This window comes from Paractinoplanes toevensis (assembly GCF_018332695.1).
Lineage (GTDB): Bacteria > Actinomycetota > Actinomycetes > Mycobacteriales > Micromonosporaceae > Actinoplanes > Actinoplanes toevensis.
In genome coordinates this window covers 1-20825 of record NZ_BOQN01000075.1, presented here as the reverse complement: position 1 = coordinate 20825, position 20825 = coordinate 1, and the positions used below count along the sequence as shown (strand labels likewise).

26 protein-coding genes are annotated in these 20825 nt (G+C 70.5%); 18 read left to right on the top strand and 8 right to left on the bottom strand.

Annotation, left to right across the window (positions count from 1 at the left end; translation table 11 throughout):
* Positions 1-14: 14 nt before the first annotated feature.
* From Ato02nite_RS29380 to Ato02nite_RS29365, 4 genes are read left to right on the top strand one after another with little or no spacing between them, the layout of a single operon-like run.
* Positions 15-1064, top strand: a complete 1050-nt coding sequence (locus Ato02nite_RS29380; protein ID WP_213009896.1) for a methyl-accepting chemotaxis protein — start codon at positions 15-17, stop codon at positions 1062-1064.
* A gap of 13 nt (positions 1065-1077) precedes the next feature.
* On the top strand, positions 1078-1350 hold the full coding sequence (locus tag Ato02nite_RS29375) for a hypothetical protein (RefSeq protein ID WP_213009895.1): 273 nt from the start codon (positions 1078-1080) through the stop codon (positions 1348-1350).
* Entirely contained in the window at positions 1347-1874 is a 528-nt protein-coding gene (locus Ato02nite_RS29370; protein ID WP_213009894.1) for a GAF domain-containing protein, read from the top strand. Before Ato02nite_RS29375 ends, Ato02nite_RS29370 begins: the two co-directional genes overlap by 4 nt.
* 30 nt (positions 1875-1904) lie before the next feature.
* Entirely contained in the window at positions 1905-2315 is a 411-nt protein-coding gene (locus Ato02nite_RS29365; RefSeq protein ID WP_438873080.1) for a DUF3099 domain-containing protein, read from the top strand.
* Here the strand turns inward: Ato02nite_RS29365 and Ato02nite_RS29360 are convergent.
* Positions 2312-3181 carry a carbohydrate kinase family protein gene (locus Ato02nite_RS29360; protein ID WP_213009892.1) on the bottom strand — a complete coding sequence of 290 codons (870 nt, stop codon included), beginning with the start codon at positions 3179-3181 and terminating at the stop codon, positions 2312-2314. The genes Ato02nite_RS29365 and Ato02nite_RS29360 overlap by 4 nt on opposite strands.
* The gene (locus tag Ato02nite_RS29355; RefSeq protein WP_213009891.1) at positions 3178-4119 is read right to left on the bottom strand and encodes a pseudouridine-5'-phosphate glycosidase; all 942 of its coding nucleotides are present in this window, start codon (positions 4117-4119) and stop codon (positions 3178-3180) included. Before Ato02nite_RS29355 ends, Ato02nite_RS29360 begins: the two co-directional genes overlap by 4 nt.
* A 139-nt stretch (positions 4120-4258) precedes the next feature.
* Between Ato02nite_RS29355 and Ato02nite_RS29350 the strand changes: the two genes are divergently transcribed.
* From Ato02nite_RS29350 to Ato02nite_RS29330, 5 genes are all read left to right on the top strand, one after another.
* The gene (locus Ato02nite_RS29350; protein WP_213009890.1) at positions 4259-4477 is read left to right on the top strand and encodes a DUF3039 domain-containing protein; all 219 of its coding nucleotides are present in this window, start codon (positions 4259-4261) and stop codon (positions 4475-4477) included.
* Complete coding sequence (locus Ato02nite_RS29345; protein ID WP_213009889.1) at positions 4444-5079, top strand: trimeric intracellular cation channel family protein; 636 nt, start codon at positions 4444-4446, stop codon at positions 5077-5079. Before Ato02nite_RS29350 ends, Ato02nite_RS29345 begins: the two co-directional genes overlap by 34 nt.
* A gap of 72 nt (positions 5080-5151) precedes the next feature.
* Entirely contained in the window at positions 5152-6876 is a 1725-nt protein-coding gene (locus Ato02nite_RS29340) for a DEAD/DEAH box helicase (protein WP_213009888.1), read from the top strand.
* 57 nt (positions 6877-6933) lie between these two features.
* Positions 6934-7425 (top strand): hypothetical protein, encoded by a 492-nt coding sequence (locus Ato02nite_RS29335; protein WP_213009887.1) that lies wholly within the window; start codon positions 6934-6936, stop codon positions 7423-7425.
* Positions 7425-7667: a helix-turn-helix transcriptional regulator gene (locus tag Ato02nite_RS29330; protein ID WP_213009886.1), complete on the top strand. Its 243-nt coding sequence runs from the start codon at positions 7425-7427 to the stop codon at positions 7665-7667. The genes Ato02nite_RS29335 and Ato02nite_RS29330 overlap by 1 nt, the downstream gene beginning before the upstream one ends.
* 51 nt (positions 7668-7718) lie before the next feature.
* Here Ato02nite_RS29330 and Ato02nite_RS29325 read toward each other — a convergent pair whose 3' ends face one another.
* Positions 7719-7958, bottom strand: coding sequence for a DUF7455 domain-containing protein (locus Ato02nite_RS29325; protein ID WP_203799863.1), 240 nt, complete (start codon positions 7956-7958; stop codon positions 7719-7721).
* Positions 7959-8202: 244 nt separating this feature from the next.
* Positions 8203-9795 (bottom strand): RNA polymerase sigma factor, encoded by a 1593-nt coding sequence (locus Ato02nite_RS29320; protein WP_246607540.1) that lies wholly within the window; start codon positions 9793-9795, stop codon positions 8203-8205.
* Positions 9796-10012: 217 nt separating this feature from the next.
* Here Ato02nite_RS29320 and Ato02nite_RS29315 point away from each other — a divergent pair, with 217 nt between their 5' ends.
* On the top strand, positions 10013-10834 hold the full coding sequence (locus tag Ato02nite_RS29315) for an inositol monophosphatase family protein (RefSeq protein WP_213009884.1): 822 nt from the start codon (positions 10013-10015) through the stop codon (positions 10832-10834).
* On the opposite strand, the gene Ato02nite_RS29310 is transcribed toward Ato02nite_RS29315, so the two are convergent.
* A complete protein-coding gene (locus Ato02nite_RS29310) occupies positions 10831-11376 on the bottom strand; it encodes a LytR C-terminal domain-containing protein (RefSeq protein WP_213009883.1) in 546 nt (181 codons plus the stop codon). The two genes, Ato02nite_RS29315 and Ato02nite_RS29310, sit on opposite strands and share 4 nt — an antisense overlap.
* A 328-nt stretch (positions 11377-11704) precedes the next feature.
* Here Ato02nite_RS29310 and Ato02nite_RS29305 point away from each other — a divergent pair, with 328 nt between their 5' ends.
* Both Ato02nite_RS29305 and Ato02nite_RS29300 read left to right on the top strand, forming a co-directional pair.
* Positions 11705-12001, top strand: coding sequence for a DUF4193 domain-containing protein (locus Ato02nite_RS29305; RefSeq protein ID WP_030434033.1), 297 nt, complete (start codon positions 11705-11707; stop codon positions 11999-12001).
* Between the two features lie 138 nt (positions 12002-12139).
* Positions 12140-12928 (top strand): hypothetical protein, encoded by a 789-nt coding sequence (locus Ato02nite_RS29300; protein ID WP_246607538.1) that lies wholly within the window; start codon positions 12140-12142, stop codon positions 12926-12928.
* Here the strand turns inward: Ato02nite_RS29300 and Ato02nite_RS29295 are convergent.
* Positions 12915-13400 carry a DUF3093 domain-containing protein gene (locus Ato02nite_RS29295; protein ID WP_213009882.1) on the bottom strand — a complete coding sequence of 162 codons (486 nt, stop codon included), beginning with the start codon at positions 13398-13400 and terminating at the stop codon, positions 12915-12917. The two genes, Ato02nite_RS29300 and Ato02nite_RS29295, sit on opposite strands and share 14 nt — an antisense overlap.
* Positions 13401-13493: 93 nt before the next feature.
* Between Ato02nite_RS29295 and dut the strand changes: the two genes are divergently transcribed.
* The 4 genes from dut to Ato02nite_RS29275 all read left to right on the top strand — a co-directional run bounded on the left by dut (position 13494) and on the right by Ato02nite_RS29275 (position 15903).
* Positions 13494-13967 (top strand): dUTP diphosphatase, encoded by a 474-nt coding sequence (dut, locus tag Ato02nite_RS29290; protein WP_213009881.1) that lies wholly within the window; start codon positions 13494-13496, stop codon positions 13965-13967.
* Between the two features lie 17 nt (positions 13968-13984).
* Complete coding sequence (locus Ato02nite_RS29285; protein WP_213009880.1) at positions 13985-14668, top strand: DUF3710 domain-containing protein; 684 nt, start codon at positions 13985-13987, stop codon at positions 14666-14668.
* 108 nt (positions 14669-14776) lie between these two features.
* A complete protein-coding gene (locus Ato02nite_RS29280) occupies positions 14777-15154 on the top strand; it encodes an OB-fold nucleic acid binding domain-containing protein (RefSeq protein WP_213009879.1) in 378 nt (125 codons plus the stop codon).
* The gene (locus Ato02nite_RS29275) at positions 15151-15903 is read left to right on the top strand and encodes a DUF3159 domain-containing protein (RefSeq protein ID WP_213009878.1); all 753 of its coding nucleotides are present in this window, start codon (positions 15151-15153) and stop codon (positions 15901-15903) included. Before Ato02nite_RS29280 ends, Ato02nite_RS29275 begins: the two co-directional genes overlap by 4 nt.
* On the opposite strand, the gene Ato02nite_RS29270 is transcribed toward Ato02nite_RS29275, so the two are convergent.
* Together Ato02nite_RS29270 and Ato02nite_RS29265 are read right to left on the bottom strand one after the other, a co-directional pair.
* On the bottom strand, positions 15892-16578 hold the full coding sequence (locus Ato02nite_RS29270; RefSeq protein ID WP_213009913.1) for a potassium channel family protein: 687 nt from the start codon (positions 16576-16578) through the stop codon (positions 15892-15894). The genes Ato02nite_RS29275 and Ato02nite_RS29270 overlap by 12 nt on opposite strands.
* Complete coding sequence (locus Ato02nite_RS29265; protein WP_213009877.1) at positions 16575-17240, bottom strand: potassium channel family protein; 666 nt, start codon at positions 17238-17240, stop codon at positions 16575-16577. Before Ato02nite_RS29265 ends, Ato02nite_RS29270 begins: the two co-directional genes overlap by 4 nt.
* A gap of 113 nt (positions 17241-17353) precedes the next feature.
* On the opposite strand from Ato02nite_RS29265, the gene Ato02nite_RS29260 reads away from it, so the two are divergent.
* Together Ato02nite_RS29260 and Ato02nite_RS29255 are read left to right on the top strand one after the other, a co-directional pair.
* Positions 17354-19393, top strand: coding sequence for an APC family permease (locus Ato02nite_RS29260; protein ID WP_213009876.1), 2040 nt, complete (start codon positions 17354-17356; stop codon positions 19391-19393).
* Entirely contained in the window at positions 19390-20730 is a 1341-nt protein-coding gene (locus Ato02nite_RS29255; RefSeq protein ID WP_213009875.1) for a class I SAM-dependent RNA methyltransferase, read from the top strand. The genes Ato02nite_RS29260 and Ato02nite_RS29255 overlap by 4 nt, the downstream gene beginning before the upstream one ends.
* The last annotated feature ends 95 nt before the right edge of the window (positions 20731-20825 follow it).

Here is a 20825-nt window from a genome sequence, read left to right as displayed (position 1 = left end):
CTGGAGGTAACACCATGCCCGGTCTGCTTCGCAGGTCCGGCCCGCTCGCCGAGGAGAGGGCCGAGCCGCGTGTACGCGCGGACGTGGTGGCCGAGGCGTTGCGCCCGGTGCCGGAGTTCTGCGATGTCATCGACGCTCATGTGCACGACGTCATCGATCAGACCGGTGAGGCAGCCGAGTCCATCGTCGCCCAGATGGTGAAGGTCGACTCGATGGCCGAGGTGATGGCCGGCGACGTGGCCCAGTTGGCCGGCACGCTGGGCCGCGCCGAGAGCGAGTTGGTCAACGTCACCACCGCCAACGATCAGCTGGTGGATCGGCTGATCCGGTACTTCAGGTACCGCGACGAGCAGATCCACCGGCTGGTCGACGAGATGCGCGGCCTCAAGCAGCACGTCAAGCAGATCGAGGAGGTCAGCAAGGCGACGAACATCCTGGCCCTGAACGCGATGATCGAGGCGGTTCGGGCCGGCGATGCGGGCGAGGGCTTCGCGGTGGTGGCCGACGAGGTACGAAAGCTGGCCGACCGCTCCCGGCAGGCGGCGAACGGCATCGGCAGCAATCTCGCCGATCTGACCAACCGGCTGGACACCGTGCTCTCCGACGACAGCGAGTTCAATCGGGACACCGGCCCGGCCGAGACGACCGTGGAAACGGCGATGACCCGGCGGCTGTCCGGCATCGCCGATGCCCAGCGGGAGATGTCGGAGATGGTGTCGAGCATCCTTCAGGACACCGTGCAGGCGGCCGGGCAGGTCGAGGCGAGTTCGTCGGCGCTGACGACCGAGACCACCGGCGCGCTGGGCCACATCCAGTTCCAGGACATCAGCCGGCAGATGCTCGAACACGTGCTGGGGGCGCTCGCCGACGTGCGCCGCCAGTCGGAGGATGTGGTGGCTTACTCCGAAGGAGCCCTCCCGGCGGATGCCGTCCGGGAGAGGATGATCAGCGTCGACGATCTGCGGGCCCGGCATGTCATGGGGCGGCAGCGCACGACGCATGCGGCGAGCACGGGCGAGCAGGCCGCGGAGTCCGAGGGCGCGCCGATGATCGAGTTGTTCTAGCGGGGGAGAGGCAATGACGCCGACCAACGATTACGGGCAGGAGCGTCCGACCGAGGAGGACGCCTTGGAGGCGCTGGCCGAGCTCATCGGCCACCGGCTGGCCGAGGGCATCTGGGATCTGTCCGCGTGCGAGCTCGGCCTGCGCCGTCCTCTCACCGAGCCGCACGATCTGCGCCGGGTCGCCGAGCACCTGATGACCGTGGGCGATCTGCTGCGGGTCGCCGGCCGCTCGACGAAGGTCCGGGTGATCACCTTTGAGGCGCTGAGCCGGACGGTCCTGTCATGAGAGCCGATCTGCTGCGGGATTTCCTGCCGGCGATCAGGACCGTGGACCGGCTGGTCGACGTGGCCCGGCTGGGCCTGGACCGGGAGGCGGAGCGACCCTTCCTGACCGACCTCGTCGATCGCGTGGTGCACCGCCTGGACACCCCGTTCGTGATGATCGACGTGCTGCTCAACGACGCCCAGGTGTTCCTGGCCGGGCACGGTCCGGTCCCGGATTTCCTCCAGGAGTCCGGCGGTACGCCCCTGGAGTGGGCGTTCTGCCAGCCGCTGGTCACCGAGCGGGCGCCCCGCAGCGTCGCGGATCTCACCGCCGATCCGCTGTTCCACGACAATCCACTGGTCACGGTGGGCGGCGTGCGGGCCTACGCGGCGGCGCCGCTGGTGTCCCAGTCGGGCCACGTGCTCGGCGGCCTGTGCGGCCTGGACACCCGGCCGCGCCCGTTCAGCCGGGACGACCTGCTTTTTCTCCAGGCGACCGCGGAAGAGGTGGTCGAGCGCCTGGAGGAAAGGGCCGACCGACCTTGATTTGCACATGAGCCTGTGAACGGTGCAAGTATGGGGGGTCGATCGGAGAACCCCATCGTGAAGAAACAGCCGGTCCTGATCACCGATGCCGCCCGCAGTCAGAACGATCAGTTCCGGAGCCGGCAGATCCGCTACGTCTCGATGATGAGCGTGCGAGCCGCCTGCCTGATCGCGGGTGCCTTCCTGATCAGCGCCCGTCCGCCGTGGCTCGGGCTCTGGCTCGTCCTCTGCGCCGCCGGGATGGTCTTCCTGCCCTGGGCGGCCGTCCTGATCGCGAACGACCGTCCGGCCCGGTCCAAGGCCGAGCGGGCCGCCTCGGCCGCCGAGCGCGAACAGCAGCAGCAGGCCGCCGCCCTCGCCCAGCAGCCGGTCGACGAGGTGGAATACCTGACGATCGACGGCGAGCACTGGACCGAGCCCGAGCGGGAGCACCGGCCCTAGGGTCGGGCGCCGACCTTCGCGACGGCTTCGGCGCCGAGGGCGGCGCCGGCCGCGAGCGCGGACTGCGGCGTCCCGCCGGAACACCAGGCGGCGATCAGGCCGGCCGCGAAGGCATCTCCGGCCCCGGTGGGATCCTTCATCGGTACGCGGGTGGAGCGCCCCCGCCAGATCTGCCCGTCCCCGGCCCAGCAGGCCCCGGCCGCACCCTGTTTCACGACGGCGTTGCGCACCTCGGCGGTGAGCCGGTCGGCCTGCGCGGCGGCGGTACCCGGCCCGGCCAGCACCTCGGCCTCGTCCGCGTTGCACAGCAGCAGGTCGGTACCGCGTACCCAGGTCAGGAAAGCCCGGGCACCCACGACGCGCAGGGGCGCCGCGGAGGCCGCGTCGACGCTCGTGGTGAGTCCTCGTTCCGAGGCCGCCGCCAGGGCGGCGAGGCCGGCCGCCCGGGACCCCTCGTGCAGCAGCGGGTAGCCGGAGAGATGCAGGTGTCGGGCGCCCGACGCGGTGATCGCGGCGACCACGTCGGCCGGATCGAGCAGCAGCGACGCGCCCCGATCGGTGATCATCGTGCGTTCGTCCGGACCGGCCAGCACCACGACGCTGCCGGTCGGCGCCCCGGCGTGCGCGCGCACCGCGCAGCGCACCCCGGCCGCCACCAGCTCGGCCACCCGGTCCCGCCCGGCCGGATCGTCCCCGACCGCCGCGACCAGGGTGACCCGCACGCCGGCCCGGGCCAGCCAGGCCGCCGTGTTCGCGGCCTGGCCACCACCGCTCACCGTGATGGACGCGTTGGTGTCCGACCCGATCTGGATCGGGCCGGAGTGCTCCACCAGGACGTCGGTGACCAGGTCGCCGACAACGATCACGCGCTGAAGCCCACCGGCGCCGGCGCGGGCGTGTGCGCCGCCGCGATCTGCGCGGCCAGGGCCGCGTTGCGCAGGATGATCCGTACGTTGACCGCGAGGCTCTGCCCCTCGGTGCTGGAGTGGAAGTGCGACAGCAGGAACGGGGTGACCGCCTTGCCGGTGATCCGGTCGCGGGCCAGCAGGGCGAGGCCCTCGGCCAGGGTCCGGTCGTGCAGCGCCGGGTCCAGCTGCTCGTCGGTCGGCAGCGGGTTGGCCAGGATCAGCGCGCCGGCCCCGACGCCCTGGTCGGTGCGGGCCCGCATCACGTCGGCGACCTGCTCGGCCGAGTCCAGCTCCCAGTCGACGTCGAAGCCGCCGTCGGTGATGAAGAAGCCGGGGAAGCGCTTGGTGCGGAAACCGGCCACCGCGACGCCGAGCGTCTCCAGCCGCTCCAGGGTGGCGCCGACGTCGAGGATCGACTTCACCCCGGCGCAGACCACCACGATCGGCGTGCGGGCCAGCGTGACCAGGTCGGCCGACTCGTCGAAGGTGACGCTCGCCTCCCGGTGCACCCCGCCCAGGCCGCCGGTGGCGAACACGCCGATCTCGGCGGCCGCGGCGACCGCGCTGGTGGCGGCGACCGTGGTGGCGCCGTCGGCCCGCTTGGCGGCGGCCACCGCCAGGTCGCGGACGCTGAGCTTGGCCACGCCCTCGGCCAGCGCGAGGTGCTCGATCTGACCGTCGTCGAGGCCGACGACCAGCTCGCCGCCGATCATGCCGATGGTGGCGGGCACGGCGCCGTTGTCCCGGACGGTCTGCTCGATCTCGCGCGCCACCCGCAGGTTGTCCGGGTGGGGGAGACCGTGGGAGATGATCGTGCTCTCCAGCGCGACCACCGGCCGGCCGTCCCGGCGGGCACGGGTCACATGCTCGCCGTATCGAATCGCAAAGTCAGTCACGAGAGCTACGGTACGGCGCCCGCCCCGGCCTCCGACGTTGGACCGCTTCGGCGTGAGGTGTCAGACTTGCTGGTCGGAGCGTGCATACCGTCCGCCGCGCTGGGGGCGCCGGCGGTTTCTTTTCTGAAGGGCTGATGTCGTGACCACGCAGATCCTGGAACGCCCGGAGACCAAGGACGCGGACACCGGGCCGGAGATGTTCCACTACGTCCGTAAGGAGAAGATCGCCGAGAGCGCGGTCATGGGCACCTACGTCGTAGCGCTGTGCGGGGAGAAGTTCCCGGTGACCAAGACGCCGAAGAAGGGCGCCCCGGTCTGTCCGCAGTGCAAGGAGATCTACGAGTCGATGAAGCACTGAACTTCCTACTCGTCGGTGATCTGGTCGGTGTCGCGGTTTTCGCCGCCTCGGGGGCGTCGGCGGCGGTCGCCAAGCGGCTCGACCTGTTCGGTGTGGCGTTCGTCGGCTTCGTCGCGGCGCTCGGCGGCGGCATCCTGCGCGATCTCGTGATCGGCTCGGTGCCGCCGCTCGCCTTCGCCGACTGGCGCTACGCGGTCACCGCGGTGCTCGCCTCGATCGCCGTCTTCTGGCTGCATCCCCAGCTCAACCGGCTGCGCCGGACCGTGCTGCTGCTGGATGCGGCCGGACTCGGGCTGTTCACCGTCACCGGCACGCTCAAGGCCCTCGACGCCGGCGTGCCACCGGTCGGCGCCTGCCTCATCGGCATGCTCACCGCCATCGGCGGCGGCCTGGCCCGCGATCTGCTCACCGGCGAGATCCCGGTCGTCCTGCAGCGTGACATCTACGCGATCGTCGCCCTGGGCGGAGCGATTCTTGTCACCATCATGCGCGAGCTCGACCTGTCCGGGCCCGGCCCGATGGCGCTCGGGGCCGTGCTCATCACCGGTTTGCGGCTGCTCGCGCTGTACCGGCGGTGGTCCGCGCCGATCGCGGTGCCCTGACCCCGGGGTGGCTATGCTGGTTCGCGCCCCCGCCCGTCGGGGGCGATTTTGTTGAAGGGGATCTTTCCGCGCGTGAGCCCGCCTTTACCTAACCTCGATACCTTTCCGGCGCTGCGTGACTGGCAGCGCAAGGCTCTGGTGACCTACCTTCGCCGGCCCGGTCAGGACTTCATGGCCGTGGCCACGCCGGGCGCCGGCAAGACCACGTTCGCCCTGCGCATCGCGGCCGAGCTGCTCGCGCACGGCACCGTCGAGGCGGTCACCGTGGTCTGCCCCACCGAGCACCTGAAGACCCAGTGGGCCAATGCCGCGGCCCGGGTCGGCATCCAGCTCGACCCGATGTTCCGCAACTCGGACGTCCACTCGTCGCGGGACTTCCACGGCGCCGTGCTCACCTATGCCCAGGTCGGCATGGCCCCGCAGGTGCACCGCCGGCGCACGATGACCCGGTCGACGTTCGTCATCCTCGACGAGATCCACCACGCCGGTGACTCGCGCACCTGGGGTGACGGGGTCAAGTCCGCGTTCGAGGAGGCCGAGCGGCGCCTGATGCTGACCGGCACCCCGTTCCGCTCGGACGACAACCCGATCCCGTTCGTCACCTACGAGCGGGGCGAGGATGGGCTGCAGCGGTCCCGGGCCGACTCGGTCTACGGCTACTCGGACGCGCTGCGCGACGGGGTCGTGCGGCCGGTGCTCTTCATGGCGTACTCGGGGGAGACCCGATGGCGCACCAACGCCGGCGACGAACTCGCGGCCCGGCTCGGCGAGCCGATGACCAAGGACCTGATCGCCCAGGCCTGGCGCACCGCGCTGGACCACCGCGGCGACTGGATGCCGCAGGTGATGCGGGCCGCCGACGCCCGGTTGACCAAGCTGCGTGCGCACGGCATTCCCGATGCCGGCGGCCTGGTGATCGCCAGCGACCAGCAGACCGCCCGGGCGTACGCGAAACTGCTGCACGAGATCAGCGGCGAGCCGGCCGTGGTGGTGCTCTCCGACGACGAGGGTGCCTCCGGCCGGATCGCCTCGTTCGCCGAGTCCGACCAGCGCTGGATGGTCGCCGTCCGGATGGTGTCGGAGGGCGTCGACATTCCGCGCCTCGCGGTCGGCGTCTACGCCACCAGCGCCTCCACCCCGCTCTACTTCGCGCAGGCGATCGGCCGGTTCGTGCGGTCGAGACGGCCCGGCGAGACGGCGACGGTGTTCCTGCCCAGCGTGCCGCACCTGCTCGGGCTGGCCAGCGAGATGGAGGCGCAGCGCGACCACATCCTCGGCGCACCGAAGGAGAAGGACGGCCTCGACGACGACCTGCTCGACCGGGCGCAGCGCGAGGAGGACGCCTCCGGCGAGCTGGAGAAGCACTTCGAGGCGCTCGGTGCCAGTGCCGAGCTGGACCAGGTGATCTACGACGGCACCTCGTTCGGCACCGGCGCGCTCAGCGGCACCGTCGAGGAGGAGGCCTACCTCGGTCTGCCCGGCCTGCTGACGCCGGACGAGGTGACCATGCTGCTGAACCGGCGGCAGACGGAGCAGCTCACCGCTCAGAAGCGTCAGAAAGCCGCTGAGCCGGTCCCGGAGCCCCGAAAACCCGAAGTCGTACCGATGTCTGCGGGGGAGCGCCGCAACAGCCTCCGGCGCCAGCTGAACACCCTCGTCGCCGCCCACCACCACCGCACCAACCTGCCGCACGGCAAGATCCACGCGGAGTTGCGCCGGCTCTGCGGCGGCCCGCCCAGCGCCCAGGCCACGATCGAGCAGCTCGAGGAGCGCATCGCGACGATCCAGACGCTCTAGCATCGCCGAATGTTAAGTCCTCTTGACGTCAAGAACTCTTGACGTCAGGATGGACGCATGACGGCAAACGTGCTCGATCGCGTGGTGCGATGGAATCTGGATCTCGACGGCGACCTCTACGGCGACGAGCGGGAGCGCTTCCGGTGGTATGAGGGGACGGCCGTGGCGTCCTCCCTGCAGATCCTGCTCATCCCGTGGGCAGCGGCGATCCTGGTGTTTTCGCTGGGCAAGCCGTCGGTGGTGCCGCTGGCGGTGCTCCTCGCGGCCCACTGGGTGCCGCTGCTGGTCAGCACGGTCTACGTGCTGCGCCGCAAGGTCGACACCACCCCGCGCCGGTGGAGCGCCAAGCGCATCCTGGTCACCGTGCTGACCGCCGTGCCCTACCTGGGCTTCGTGGTCGGCGCCATGTACGTCTGGGACCCCGAGGGGGCGACCTGGATCGGCGCGCTCTTCGGCGGGGTCTTCGGCGGGGTCGCCTCGGTGGTGGGCACCACCCTCAAGATCCGGCGTCGCAACCGGCTCGAGGCGCTGGCCAAGGACGAGGACTGATGGCGCCACCCTCCGGCCCGGTGCGGGCCGCTGAGACCGACGGAGCGGCGGGAACACGCATCCGGGCGGCCCGAAAGGAGGCCGGCCTGACCCAGCAGGGCCTGTCGGCCGCCGTGGCGGTGAGCCGGCAGACCATCATCGCGATGGAGACCGGCGACTACGCACCCTCGGTCTACCTGGCCATCAAGATCGCCCGGGAGCTGGGCGTCACGGTCGAGGACCTCTGGGGAACGGAGACATGAAAGGGGCGCCCCCACACCCGGGGCGCCCCTCGTACGTCTACTTCGGGGGATCTAGTTGGAGTTAGACATCATGTCCGCGCCGCGCCACGTGAACTCCGGATCCGCCGCGTACTGCACTGCGATCTTCACCAGGTCTTCGGCATACCGGTTGGCGTGGTGTCCGCAGAACACCAGCTCACTTCCACCAGCCAGGGTCAAACGGAGCTTTCCGGCTGCATTGCAGCGGTCGCACCGTTCATCGGCTGCTGTGCCGGCCAGACTTCCCGCCGGCGGCGTGAGGGTCGGGGTCATCGCCTTCCTCCTCTGTTCGTCACCGATGAACATGTTCCTCGGCTACTGCTCACACATCGTGCAACACCCTGCACCGTTGCAGCCTTCCCACAGTGCCCCGGGGGGACCGAGGTCACACGTGTTCCGACTAGTGTGCCGTGATCCAAGGGTGCCACGTCAACGATCACTTCTACACAACGGTCTGATCACCACCCGACGATGTACGAGTGGTGACCAAACAGACACGTTGTGTTGACTGAACGACCTAATCCAGGTAGTCGCGGAGAACCTGCGACCGCGACGGGTGTCGCAATTTCGACATCGTCTTCGACTCGATCTGCCGGATGCGCTCCCGGGTGACCCCGTAGACCTGGCCGATCTCGTCCAGCGTGCGCGGCTGGCCGTCGGTCAGGCCGAAGCGCAGCCGGACCACGCCGGCCTCGCGCTCGGAGAGCGTCTGCAGCACCTGCTGCAACTGGTCCTGCAGGAGCGAGAAGGAGACCGCGTCGACGGCGACGACCGCCTCGGAGTCCTCGATGAAGTCGCCGAGCTGGCTGTCGCCCTCGTCGCCGATCGTCTGGTCGAGCGAGATCGGCTCGCGAGCGTACTGCTGGATCTCCAGAACCTTCTCCGGAGTGATGTCCATCTCCTTGGCCAGCTCTTCCGGAGTGGGCTCGCGACCCAGGTCCTGGAGCAGCTCACGCTGTATGCGGCCCAGTTTGTTGATCACTTCCACCATGTGCACCGGGATGCGGATGGTGCGGGCCTGGTCGGCCATGGCCCGGGTGATCGCCTGCCGGATCCACCAGGTGGCGTACGTCGAGAACTTGTAGCCCTTGGTGTAGTCGAACTTCTCGACCGCGCGGATCAGACCGAGGTTGCCCTCCTGGATCAGGTCCAGGAACGCCATGCCGCGGCCGGTGTAGCGCTTGGCCAGCGACACCACCAGACGCAGGTTGGCCTCGAGCAGGTGGTTCTTGGCCCGCTCGCCGTCGCGGCCGATCCAGCGCAGGTCGCGCTCCATCGTCCGCTCGAGCTTCTCCTCGCCCTCCTCGCAGGCGCGCAGGCGCTCGGCGGCGTAGAGCCCGGCCTCGATGCGCTTGGCCAGCTCGACCTCCTGCTCGGCGTTGAGCAGCGGGACCTTGCCGATCTGCTTGAGGTAGGCGCGGACCGAGTCGGCCGAAGCGGTCAGCTCGGCGTCCCGCCGGGCCTGCTTGAGTGCTTCGGACTCCTCGTCGTCCCACTCGAAGTCACCGTCGGTCGCGGAACTCGCGGCGTCGGTCGCGGCGGCGGCCACCATGGCGGCCGGCTCCTCGACGACGACGTCCTCGATCTCGGCGGCCAACTCTTCGGGATCGATCTCCTCGCCGTCCGCCGGGGCCTCGCCGGGCTTGCCCGGTGCGGCCTTCTTGGCGGGACCGGCAGCGGCCTTCTTGACGGGTGCGGACTTCTTCGCCGGTGCGGCCTTGGCGGGCGTCGCGCCGCCCTCCGCGGTCACGGCCGCGGCCGCCTGCTTGGGCGGCGCCGCCTTCTTGGCCGGTGCGGCCTTGGCGGTGGTGGCCTTCGAGGCGGGCGTGGCGGCGCGAGCCGCGGCGACCTTGGGACGGCGAGTGCTCGCCGAACCGTCGACGACCACGGTGACGCCGGCGTCGACGAGACCGCGCAGGATCTTCTTCGCCTGTGCCGGGTTCACCTCGGCGGACTCGAGCGTGCGAGCGACCTCAGCCGACGTGAGCTGCCCGCCCGCGCCCTGTGCATGGGCGATCAGGGCCTCGGTGAGAGAACGAACGTCGGCACCGTTCTGGTGGGCTTCTGTCACGAATGACCTTCCGGAGGCGATGAGGTTGTGCACGGCCATGAGCCCAGCACAGCGCACGGCGAAGAGGCTGGCCGGTGTTGGTGTGGGGACCCCCGGGACGCGGACGATCGGAGCAGCTGACGTTCGCGAAGCGGTGGGCAGGGGTGAATTGTAGCGCCGTCCGGTGAGATCCTCCCGCCGCAGCACGCCGCAAGGGGGTCGCCGACCTCGCCGGAGACGCCCGGCGCGATGATGGTAACGGCGAAAGGGCGGACAAGTGAGTGAGATTCGGGCGGCATCGACGGCGGGCGAGTTGCTCAAGATCGCGCTGCCGATAGCGCGTACGGCCGCGGAAACCGCGCGCCGGATGCGGGCCGAGGCGATCACCGACGTCCAGACCAAGAGCACCCGCACCGATGTCGTGACGGCGGCCGACAAGGCGGTCGAACGTCAAGTGATCGACGCGTTGCGTTCGGCGCGCCCGGGTGACGGTGTGCTTGGCGAGGAGTACGGCGACACCGCCACCGAGCCGGGTTCGTCGGTGCGCTGGATTCTCGATCCGATCGACGGCACGGTGAACTACCTCTACGGCCTCCCGCAGTACGCGGTGTCGCTGGCCGCCGAGGTCGACGGCGTGGTGCAGGCCGGTGTGGTGATCAACGCGGCGACCGGCGACGAGTGGACCGCCACCCGCGGCGGCGGCGCCTGGCGCGACGGCCGGCGGCTGCACTGCTCGGCCCCCACCGACCTGGCCCAGTCGCTGATCGGCACCGGTTTCGGCTACGACGCGAAGCGACGCGCCCACCAGGGTGCCGTGCTGGCCCGGTTGATCACCCAGGTGCGTGACATCCGCCGGTTCGGCGCCGCAGCCCTCGATCTGTGTGCGGTCGGCGAGGGACTGCTCGACGCCTACTTCGAGAAGGGTCTCAATGCGTGGGACCACGCGGCCGGCGGTCTGGTCGCGACCGAGGCGGGCGCGACGGTCGCCGGCCTCGCGGGAGCCCCGCCCGGCCTCGACATGGTCGTGGCGGCCCCGCCGGCCCTCTTCGGCCCGCTGCACGACCTCCTCGCCGAGCTGGACGCCTCCGGCGGCCCCTAGGAGTCGTCGCTCTTCTTGACCGGCTTGAGGCAGGAGCCCGGCGGCAGGGTCGGCTCGCCGACCTCGACCAGCGACTGGTTGACCTCGGTGGTCGTCGCGAGCTGCCGGAACTGGCTGCCGATGACGATGTCGATGAGGGTGCCCTTGCGCTTGGCGTTGTACTCCATCTTCGATTGGGCCAGGAAGTAGGCCCGGAGCAGTTGCGCGCGGCCGACGCTGTCCGGACCGAACCGGATGAGCGCGACGCCCTTGAACTTCGTCTTGCTCTCGGCCGGCTTCTGCACGGTGAAGCGCCGGTTCTTGAACTCGTTGGTGACGCTGTCGGCCAGCCCGGCGGTGTTCGTGCCGTTGTACACCTTCACGGTGACCTCGGCCGGATCGTCCGGGAGGGTAACGTCGGCCAGCGGAGCGCCCGCCGGGCAATCCTCACCGGCTGCCGCGCCACCCTGGGTGTCACGGACCAAGGCCGTGATCACGAAGACGATGGCGGCCACGGCGAGCACGCCGACGACGACGAGCGCTCGGACGCGGGCAAAGCTCATGGGGCTGGCTCCAGATCGGGTGGCGGGATCTGTCGAGAGGTTAGCGTCTGTGCGCCAGGCATGCGGAAACAGGGAATCGTTCCGGCGCGCCGACGATGATCCAGAGCGTTGTGCCCCTACCTTGATGTCGCCTCGGTCACATCGGGAACAATGGGCCGCCTGTACGCGTACAAGCATGCCGCTACGGCGGTATGGTTCCGCGCTCGCCGGGGCAGTTTCGTCAGGTCAGCACAAGTGTCAGAAATCGTCCGGCGGATGCGGGAACCGAAACCTCGTCACAGGCGTTACTAACGCCAAGTGACACATCGATACAGGAGAGTGAAAACCGATGGCCACCGACTACGACGCCCCGCGTCGCGATGAGGTCGACCTCGGCGAGGACAGCCTCGAGGAGCTCAAAGCCCGTCGAGCTGACTCGCAGTCGGGCTCAGTGGACGTCGACGAGGTCGAGGTGGCGGAGAGCTTCGAGCTGCCCGGCGCCGACCTGGCCGACGAGGAACTGACCGTCAAGGTTCTGCCCATGCAGTCCGACGAGTTCCGCTGTGCCCGCTGTTTCCTGGTGCATCACCGCAGCCAGCTGGCCGCGGAACGCAACGGGGAACTGATCTGCCGCGAGTGTGCCTGACCGGGCACTCGCGCGCAGGCGCGCCACCACCCGGCCGCCGGAGAGCGGTCGGGCGTGCGGGCGTTCCCTGGTTTGAGAAGGGGACACCATCGGGCATCAGGCATCGGAGCCGATGCGACGCACGACGGGAGGACGACCATGAGCCACCCGGACCACCTCGAGGCCGACGCCGGAGGCGAGCAGCCGGAGCCGAACGATGCCGAGCTGAGCCGGACGGTCGCCGCACTGACGGCCGACGACCTGGAGCCGGCCGGCCGCCGGGAGTTGCTCGGCCGCCTGGTGGGTGACATCCGCCGGCGTGGGCTGGGCCAGCTGTTCCGGCCGCGGGCCGCGCTGCGCTGGATGGCCGACGTGGTCACCGACGTGGCTCCGCACGTCCCGATCCGCGACAAAGCCACCCTGCACCGGCACTTTCCCGGCCTGGACGAGGACGCTCTGGCCGAGCGCCTGATCCGCAACGCGGCCCGATCCACGGCCGGTGTCGGCGCGGTCGGCGGCGGGGTTGCCGCCGTCGAGTGGGTCGCTCCGCCCACCCTGCTCTCCGCGCCCATCCTGCTGGCCGCCGAGACGGTGGCGGTGGTGGCGATCGAGCTGAAACTGCTGGGCGAGCTGCACGAGGTCTACGGGCAACCGGTCACCGGCAGCCCCGGTCAGCGTGCGCTGGCCCTGATCCAGGCGTGGTCGCAGCAGCGTGGCGTCAACCCGCTGCTGCCCGGTGTGGGCGTCGGTGCGGTGCTGGGCACGGCCGCGCGACGGGACCTGCAGAAGACCCTGCTGCGCCGGTTCGGGCGCAGTCTGAGCACGCTGGGACCCCTGCTGACCGGCGCCGCGGTGGCGGGCTTCCTCAACCGGCGGGCGACCCACTCGGTGGGCGAGCACGTGCGGAAGGATCTGCGGCGGTCCCGCCCCAAGATCATCGAAGGTTAGCGGCGGTGAGCAGCGCGGTCGCCAGCTCCACCGGGCGGCGGGTGCTGATCACCCAGTACGGCGTCGGGTCGTCCGGGTCGTCCAGCAGCACCTGCACGGCCGGCCCGATCCACGGGCGCTGGATGACGAAGGCGAGCGGGTGGGCGCCCACCCCGAGCGCCTCACGCTTGCCGGCCGCGTCGAGCGCCACCACGTCGGCGATCACCGACACCGGGAGGCGGGCGTCGTCGACCAGCAGCTCCTCGGCCGTCACCGTCACCCGGATCCGGCCCACCCAGAGCAGCCCGGCCGCGGTGACCGGCAGCAGCACGGCGAACGGCACCCAGGCCGGCATGCCGGCGAAGCCGATCAGCACCTCGGAACCGACGATCAGATCGACCACGAGCGCGCCGATCCAGGCCGGCCAGGTCAGCCGTAGCCGTTCGGCGTATGCGGCCGGCGTGGTGATGCGCGCGGGGGACTCCGGTGTCACCCTGGAAAGGGTACGGCGCGCCTCCGTGGCCGGGCACGGCAGGATGGCAGGGTTGGTTCCCGCCCCGCCGATGCATCAGTGAGGAAGCTTGCCTTGGCCGACGTAGTCATTCCGATCCGCCGAATCGACCCCGACCTGCCGTTGCCGGCCTACTCGCATCCCGGCGACGCGGGCGCCGACCTGGTCGCGGCCGAGGACGCCGAACTCGTTCCGGGTGGCCGGGCCGCGGTGCGCACCGGCATCGCCGTGGCCATCCCGGACGGCTACGTCGGTCTGGTGCACCCCCGCTCCGGGCTGGCCGCTCGGCTGGGTGTCACCGTGCTCAACGCGCCCGGTACGGTCGACGCCGGCTACCGCGGTGAAATTCTCGTGATCCTGATCAACCACGACCGGGAGAAGACCGTCAAGATCTCTCGCGGCGACCGCATCGCCCAGCTGGTCGTCCAGCGGGTGGAGCGGGCCGAGTTCCAGGTGGTCGACGAGCTCGACGACACCGCGCGCGGTGTCGGCGGGACCGGTTCCACCGGCGGGCACCACGCGCTGCCGCCGCGGCAGACGCAGTACTGAAACGGAAGGTGGCAGTGATGTTCTCCCGTAAGCGCGGCGGCCCGAAGCACGTGCGTGCGACCGACGCACCGCCCTCGGAGGCACTCGAGCGCAGTCTCGCGGCCGACGACGAACCCCCGGCCCCCGACCAAGGCCCCTGGGATTCCCGGCACGCCCCGGACGGCGTGCAGCGGCTCGACCTGGGCAGCCTGCAGATCCCCGCGATCGAGGGCGTCGAGGTCCGGGTCCAGGCCAACCCGGAGGGCGGCGTCGAGCAGATCGTGCTCGTCGACGGCGAGAGCGCGCTGCAACTCGGCGTCTTCGCGGCGCCGAAGAGCGAAGGCATCTGGGACGAGGTGCGCGCCGAGATCGCCGAGGCCATGGCGGCCGACGGGGTGTCGCCGCGCGAGACCACCGGGCCGTACGGAACGGAGTTGACCGCCCGGGTCAACACTCCCGACGGGCCGGCCGATGTGCGGTTCGTGGGCGTGGACGGCCCGCGCTGGATGGTCCGGGCCCTCTACCAGGGTGCGGCCGCGTCCGACCCGGGCCGGGAGGGCGCGCTCGGCCAGGTGCTCTCCGGCCTCGTGGTGGTCCGCGACTCCGAGGCCCGCCCGGTCCGCGAGGCGCTGCCGCTCCTGCTGCCCAAGGAGATGACCGAGCAGGCCCAGGCCGAGGCCGCGCAAACGGGCCCGGGCGGGGCCAACGGGCAGCCGCAGTAACTCTGGGCCGGTGACGGACGTCACCGGAAGCACTTCCGGCGTACCGTGGACGGACGGCACATGCGCAAACTGTGTCGTCCATCCCCACGGCGGGTCGAGGAGAGGGTCATGTCGACCGACGAGCGAACCGGTCTGCGCCGATTCTTCAAGCAGTTGACCGCCACCGATTCCGAGCTCGACGCCCAGCACCTCCAGCGGGAGAGCGCCAAGTGCGGCGCCATGCCGGCCGGCCAGTGCAGCCGCGGCCAGGTCGTCTCGGTGTCCGGGCGACTGCGCACGGTGGCGTACACTCCTCGAACCAACCTGCCGACGCTGGAGGCCGACCTCTACGACGGCAGCGACGTGGTCACGCTCGTCTTCCTGGGCCGCCGGTCGATCGCCGGCATCGAACCGGGGCGGCAGCTCATGGCGCGTGGCCGGATAGCGATCCGGGACGACCGTAAGGTCATCTACAACCCGTACTACGAGCTGGAGGCGCCCCGGTGACACCCGGCAGCGAGCCGCGTCACGCCGCGCACGAAACCGTGGAAGAGCGGCTCGCCGAGGAGGTCGTCGAGGAACTCGACCTCCATGAGGTCGAGGAACCGCTTCCCTCGATGAGTGAGCAGATCGCCGAGCAGTTGGGCGGGGTGCGCGGTCTCATCGAGTCGAGCCTGCCCGTTCTCGCGTTCGTCCTGCTCAACGTCCTGCTCGGCGATGCCGTGGCCGGTTTCGGCAAGACCACCGCGCTGTACTGGGCGATCGCCGGCTCGGTGCTGTCCGCGGTCGGCATCGGCGTCTACCGGCTGATCCGCAAGGAGCCGGTCCGGCACGCGATCAACGGCCTGTTCGGCATCGCGATCGGCGCCTACCTGGCCTGGCGCACCGGTGACGCGAAAAACTTCTACCTGCCCGGCATCCTGCTGACCTTCGGGCAGGCGGCGGTGCTGCTGCTCTCGGTGGTCGTCCGCAAACCCCTGATCGGTTACGCCTGGGGCATCATGGCGAACAAGGGGCATCAGGACTGGTTCGGCAACAGCCGGCTGTTCCGCACGTTCCAGTGGCTCACTCTGGTCTGGGTGGTCTCGCTCTGCGTCCGCGCCGGCATCCAGTACTACCTGTACGCGCAGGACGAGGCGAACGCGCTCGGCATCGTCCGCATCCTGATCAGCTGGCCGATCTACGCCGCCACGTTCGCCTTCACCGCGTGGGCCATCCACCGCGTGACCAGCGAGAAAAAGGTCTCAGTCGGCTAGTTCGCGGCTGTTGCTGCCCAGGACGACCGCGCGGATCTGATCCTCCACCTCGCTGGTGCAGACGAAGATCAGCTCGTCGCCGGCCTCGAGCGGGTCGTCCGGGGTCGGCACCAGCACGCGCTTGCCGCGCAGGATCGCCACCAGGGCCGCGTCCCGGGGCAGCGGTACGTCGCGCACCGGCTTCCCCTCGTACGGCGCGTTCCGGGGCAGGGTGATCTCGACCAGGTTGGCCTCGCCCTGCCGGAACGTCATGAGCCGGACCAGGTCGCCGACCGTGACCGCCTCCTCGACCAGGGCGGCCATCAGGCGCGGCTTGCTGACCGAGACGTCGACCCCCCACTGCTCGGTGAACAGCCACTCGTTCTCGGCCCGGTTGACCCGGGCCACCACCCGCGGCACCGCGAACTCGGTCTTGGCGAGCAGCGACACCACCAGGTTGGCCTTGTCGTCGCCGGTGGCGGCCACCACGACGTCGCAGCCGGCCACGTCGGCCTCTTCCAGGCTGGAGAGCTCGCACGCGTCGGCGAGCACCCACTCGGCCTCCGGCACCCGCTCCGGCTTCAGCTGGCGGGGCTGCCGCTCGATCAGCATGACCCGGTGGCCGTTGCCGATCAGCTCCTGCGCGATCGACCGGCCGACGTTGCCGGCCCCGGCGATGGCGATCCGCATGGTCAGTGCCCTTCTTTTTGCGAGCCCGAGGCGAGGTCCAGCACGTCGGCGACGGTGTCGTCGGTGACCAGCATGAAGACCTGGTCGCCGTCCTGGATCACGGTGGACGGCGTGCCGAGGGTGCCCATGCCGAAGCGCATCAGGTAGGCCACCCGGGCGCCGGTCTCGTCCTCCAATGACTTGAGAGTGAGGCCTACCCAGTCGCGGTGCAACGGCACCTCGACGATGGAGACCACACTGGTCGGGTCGCGGAACACCTCGACCGTGCCCTCGGGGACCAGGTGCCGGAACATCCGGTCGGCGGCCCACCGGATGGTGGCCACCGTGGGGATGCCGAGCCGCTCGTAGACCTGGGCGCGGCGGGCGTCGTAGATGCGGGCCACCACCCGGGAGACGCCGAACGTCTCGCGGGCCAGCCGCGCCGAGATGATGTTGGAATTGTCCCCGCTGGACACGGCCGCGAACGCGTCGGCGCGCTCGATGCCGGCCGAGCGCAGCACGTCCCGGTCGAAGCCGATGCCGGTCACCGTGGTGCCGGCGAAATCGGAGCCGAGCCGGCGGAAGGCGTCCGAATTCTGGTCGATGACCGCGACCGAGTGGCCGCGCTCCTCGAGCTTCTGGGCGAGCGTGGAGCCGAGCCGGCCACACCCCATGATCACCACGTGCACGTGTCGCGCCCTTCCGGATCAATGCTCACGACGATGAGCGTCCCATGCGCGTGCGAAGGACGGCGCCCGGGGCGGGATACGCGGTGGCGTGCACGCCCGTACCCTTGGCACTCGTGGCCAGTTCGACCTCCCTCGCCAAGCGGCTGCTGCTGGGCAGACCGTTCCGCTCCGACAAGTTGCAGCACACTCTGCTGCCCAAGCGGATCGCCCTGCCCGTGTTCGCCAGTGACGCGCTGTCGAGCGTGGCGTACGCGCCCGATGAGATCCTTCTGACCCTCTCGATCGCCGGCGCCGGTGCCTTCATCATCTCGCCGTGGATCACGCTGGCCGTCGCCGTCGTAATGATCACGGTGGTGGCGAGCTATCGGCAGAACGTGCACGCCTACCCGTCCGGCGGCGGTGACTACGAGGTGGCCACGGTCAACCTCGGGCCACGGGCCGGGCTCGGGGTGGCCAGCGCGCTGCTGGTCGACTACATCCTCACGGTGGCCGTGTCGACCTCGTCCGGGGTGAACAACCTGGGCTCGGTGGTGCCGTACGTGGCCGAGCACAAGGTGCCGTTCGCGATCGGCGCGATCGCCATCCTGACCGCGCTCAACCTGCGAGGCCTGCGCGAGTCGGGCACCGCGTTCGCCATCCCGACGTACGCGTTCATCGCTTTGATTCTCTTCATGATCTTGACCGGCCTGTTCCGGGAGTTCATCCTCGGCCAGGATCTGCAGGCGCCCAGCGCCGGCCTGGTGATCACCGCCGAGGACGACCATCTGACCAGCTTCGGGTTCGCCTACCTGCTGTTACGGACGTTCTCCTCGGGCTGCGCGGCGCTGACCGGCGTCGAGGCCATCTCCAACGGCGTGCCCGCCTTCAAGCCACCGAAGAGCAAGAACGCCGCCACCACGCTGATGCTGCTCGGCGGCATCGCGATCGTGATGCTGGTCGGCATCGTCGTACTGGCCCGGCTGACCCACCTGCAGTACGTCGAGGACCAGGCCACCCAGATCATCTCCGGCCCGCCCGGTTACGACCAGAAGACGGTCACCGCACAGCTCGCCGAGACGGTGTTCGGAGCGGGCTCGTTCCTGCTCTACGCGACCGGCGCGGTCACCGCCCTGATCCTGTTCCTGGCCGCGAACACCGCCTTCAACGGCTTCCCGGTGCTCGGCTCGATCCTCGCCCAGGACCGTTACCTGCCCCGCCAGCTGCACACCCGAGGTGACCGGCTGGCCTTCTCCAACGGCATCGTGCTGCTGGCCTTCGCCGCGATCGTGCTGGTGGTGGCGTTCCAGGCGGAGACCACCCGGCTCATCCAGCTCTACATCGTGGGCGTGTTCGTGTCGTTCACGCTGTCCCAGGGCGGCATGATCCGACACTGGAACCGGCTGCTGCGCACCCAGCGTGACCCGGCCCGCCGTAGCCGGATGAAACGTTCCCGGGCCATCAACGCGTTCGGTATGGGTCTCACCGCCGCCGTGCTGATCGTCGTGCTGGTGACGAAGTTCCTGCTCGGCGCGTGGATCGCGATCGCCGCGATGGTCTTCCTCTACGTGCTGATGCTGGGCATCCACAAGCACTACACCCGGGTGGCGCAGGAGCTGCTGCCGACCGAGGAGCGACCCATCCTGCCCAGCCGCAACCACGCGGTGGTGCTGGTCAGCAAGGTGCACATGCCCACCCTGCGGGCCGTCGCCTACGCCCAGGCGACCCGGCCGGACACGCTCACCGCGGTCACTGTCAACGTGGACGACAAGGACACCCGCAAAATCCAGGAGGAGTGGGAGCGCCGGCAGATCCCGGTTCCGCTCACCGTCGTCGACTCGCCCTACCGGGAGATCACCCGCCCGATCATCGACTTCGTCAAGGGCATCCGCCGCGGCTCCCCGCGCGACGTGGTCACCGTCTTCGTGCCGGAGTACGTGGTCGGCCGCTGGTGGGAGAACCTGCTGCACAACCAGAGCGCGCTGCGCATCAAGGGCCGGCTGCTCTTCGAGCCCGGCGTGATGGTGACCAGCGTGCCGTGGCAGCTGCGCTCCAGCCAGGACCGCGACCTCGACCGCCTCGACCGCACCCTGAGCCGGGCGCCGAAACGCGGCCCGCGCACCCGGTCCGCGGAAGTCGAACAGCCGCCGACCGACGACGAGGAAGCCCGCACATGATCTCCGATCCCAGTCTCGATCTCGTCGAGGGTGACCGCGTCGAGCTCACCGTGGGTGCACCCGCGCACGGTGGCCACTGCGTAGCGCGACGGGACAACCGGGTCTTCTTCGTCCGGCACGCCCTGCCCGGTGAACGGGTCACCGCCGAGATCACCGAACGGCACAAGGGCTATCTGCGGGCCGACGCGGTCGAGATCCTCCAACCCTCGCCGGACCGGGTGAAACCCCCGTGCCCCTACGCTCATCCCGGCGGCTGCGGCGGGTGTGACCTGCAGCACGTCGCAGGCGACGCGCAGCTGCGATGGAAGGAGGACGTCGTCCGGGAACAGCTCCGGCGGCTGGCCGGCCTGACAGATTTTTCCGTACGCGTGGAGCCGTTACCAACCGCAACATCGCCGTCCCGTATTTCCGGGTCGGTGGATGGTGCCGCTGAGGGAACCGGCTCGGCCGCACCGGCTCCGGACGGCGGGCGGCTGCTCGGCTGGCGCAGCCGGGTGCGCTATGCGGTGGACGCGGCCGGTCGCCCCGGGCTGTTGCAGCACCGCTCCCACCAGGTCGTCCCGGTCGACCGCTGCCGGATCGCGCACGCCGCGATCCAGGAGCTGGACGTGCTCACCCACGACTGGCCGGACGCCGGCGCGATCGAGGCGACCGCGTCCACCGGCGGTGACGTGGCGGTCCTGATCCGCCCGGCCGGCCAGGGCGCGGTCCCCGCCGACGACCCGACCGACGCGGCTGCCCACGGCGGCCGGGTCCGGGTGTCCGGCCCCGCCGAGGTGACCGAGGTGGCGGCCGGTCGCGAGTGGGGCGTACCCCCCGAAGGTTTCTGGCAGGTCCACCCGGCCGCCGCCGAGACTCTCACCGCAACCGTCGTCGAGCTGCTCCGGCCCGCCGAAGGCGAGTCGGCCTGGGACCTGTACGGCGGAGCCGGCCTCTTCGCCGCCGCCGTCGCCGAGCGCACCGGCGCGCGCACCACGCTGGTCGAATCGTCCCCGCTGGGCTGCGCCGCGGCCCGCGCCAACCTGGCCGACCTGCCCACCATCGAGGTCGTCGAGGCCCGGGTGGAGACCGCCCTGCAGCGCCGTCGGGTCACCGGCCCGGTCGACCTGGTGGTCCTCGACCCGCCGCGGGCCGGGGCCGGCGCCCGGGTGGTCCGCGGCATCGCCGACGCCCGGCCGCGCGCGGTCGCCTACGTGGCGTGCGACCCGGCGGCGCTGGCCCGCGACGTCGCTACCTTCCGCGACCTGGGCTGGCAGCTGACCACGCTGCGCGCCTTCGACTGCTTCCCGATGACCCAGCACGTGGAGTGCGTGGCCCTGTTCGAGCCCGCCGAGTAGATCCGAGCCGCGACGGCCGTCCCGTGCGCCACCCGGCTGTCCTCGATGCCGCGCCCGCCGCCGGGCCTGCCGCCGTGCCGGCCCGCTGTGCCGGC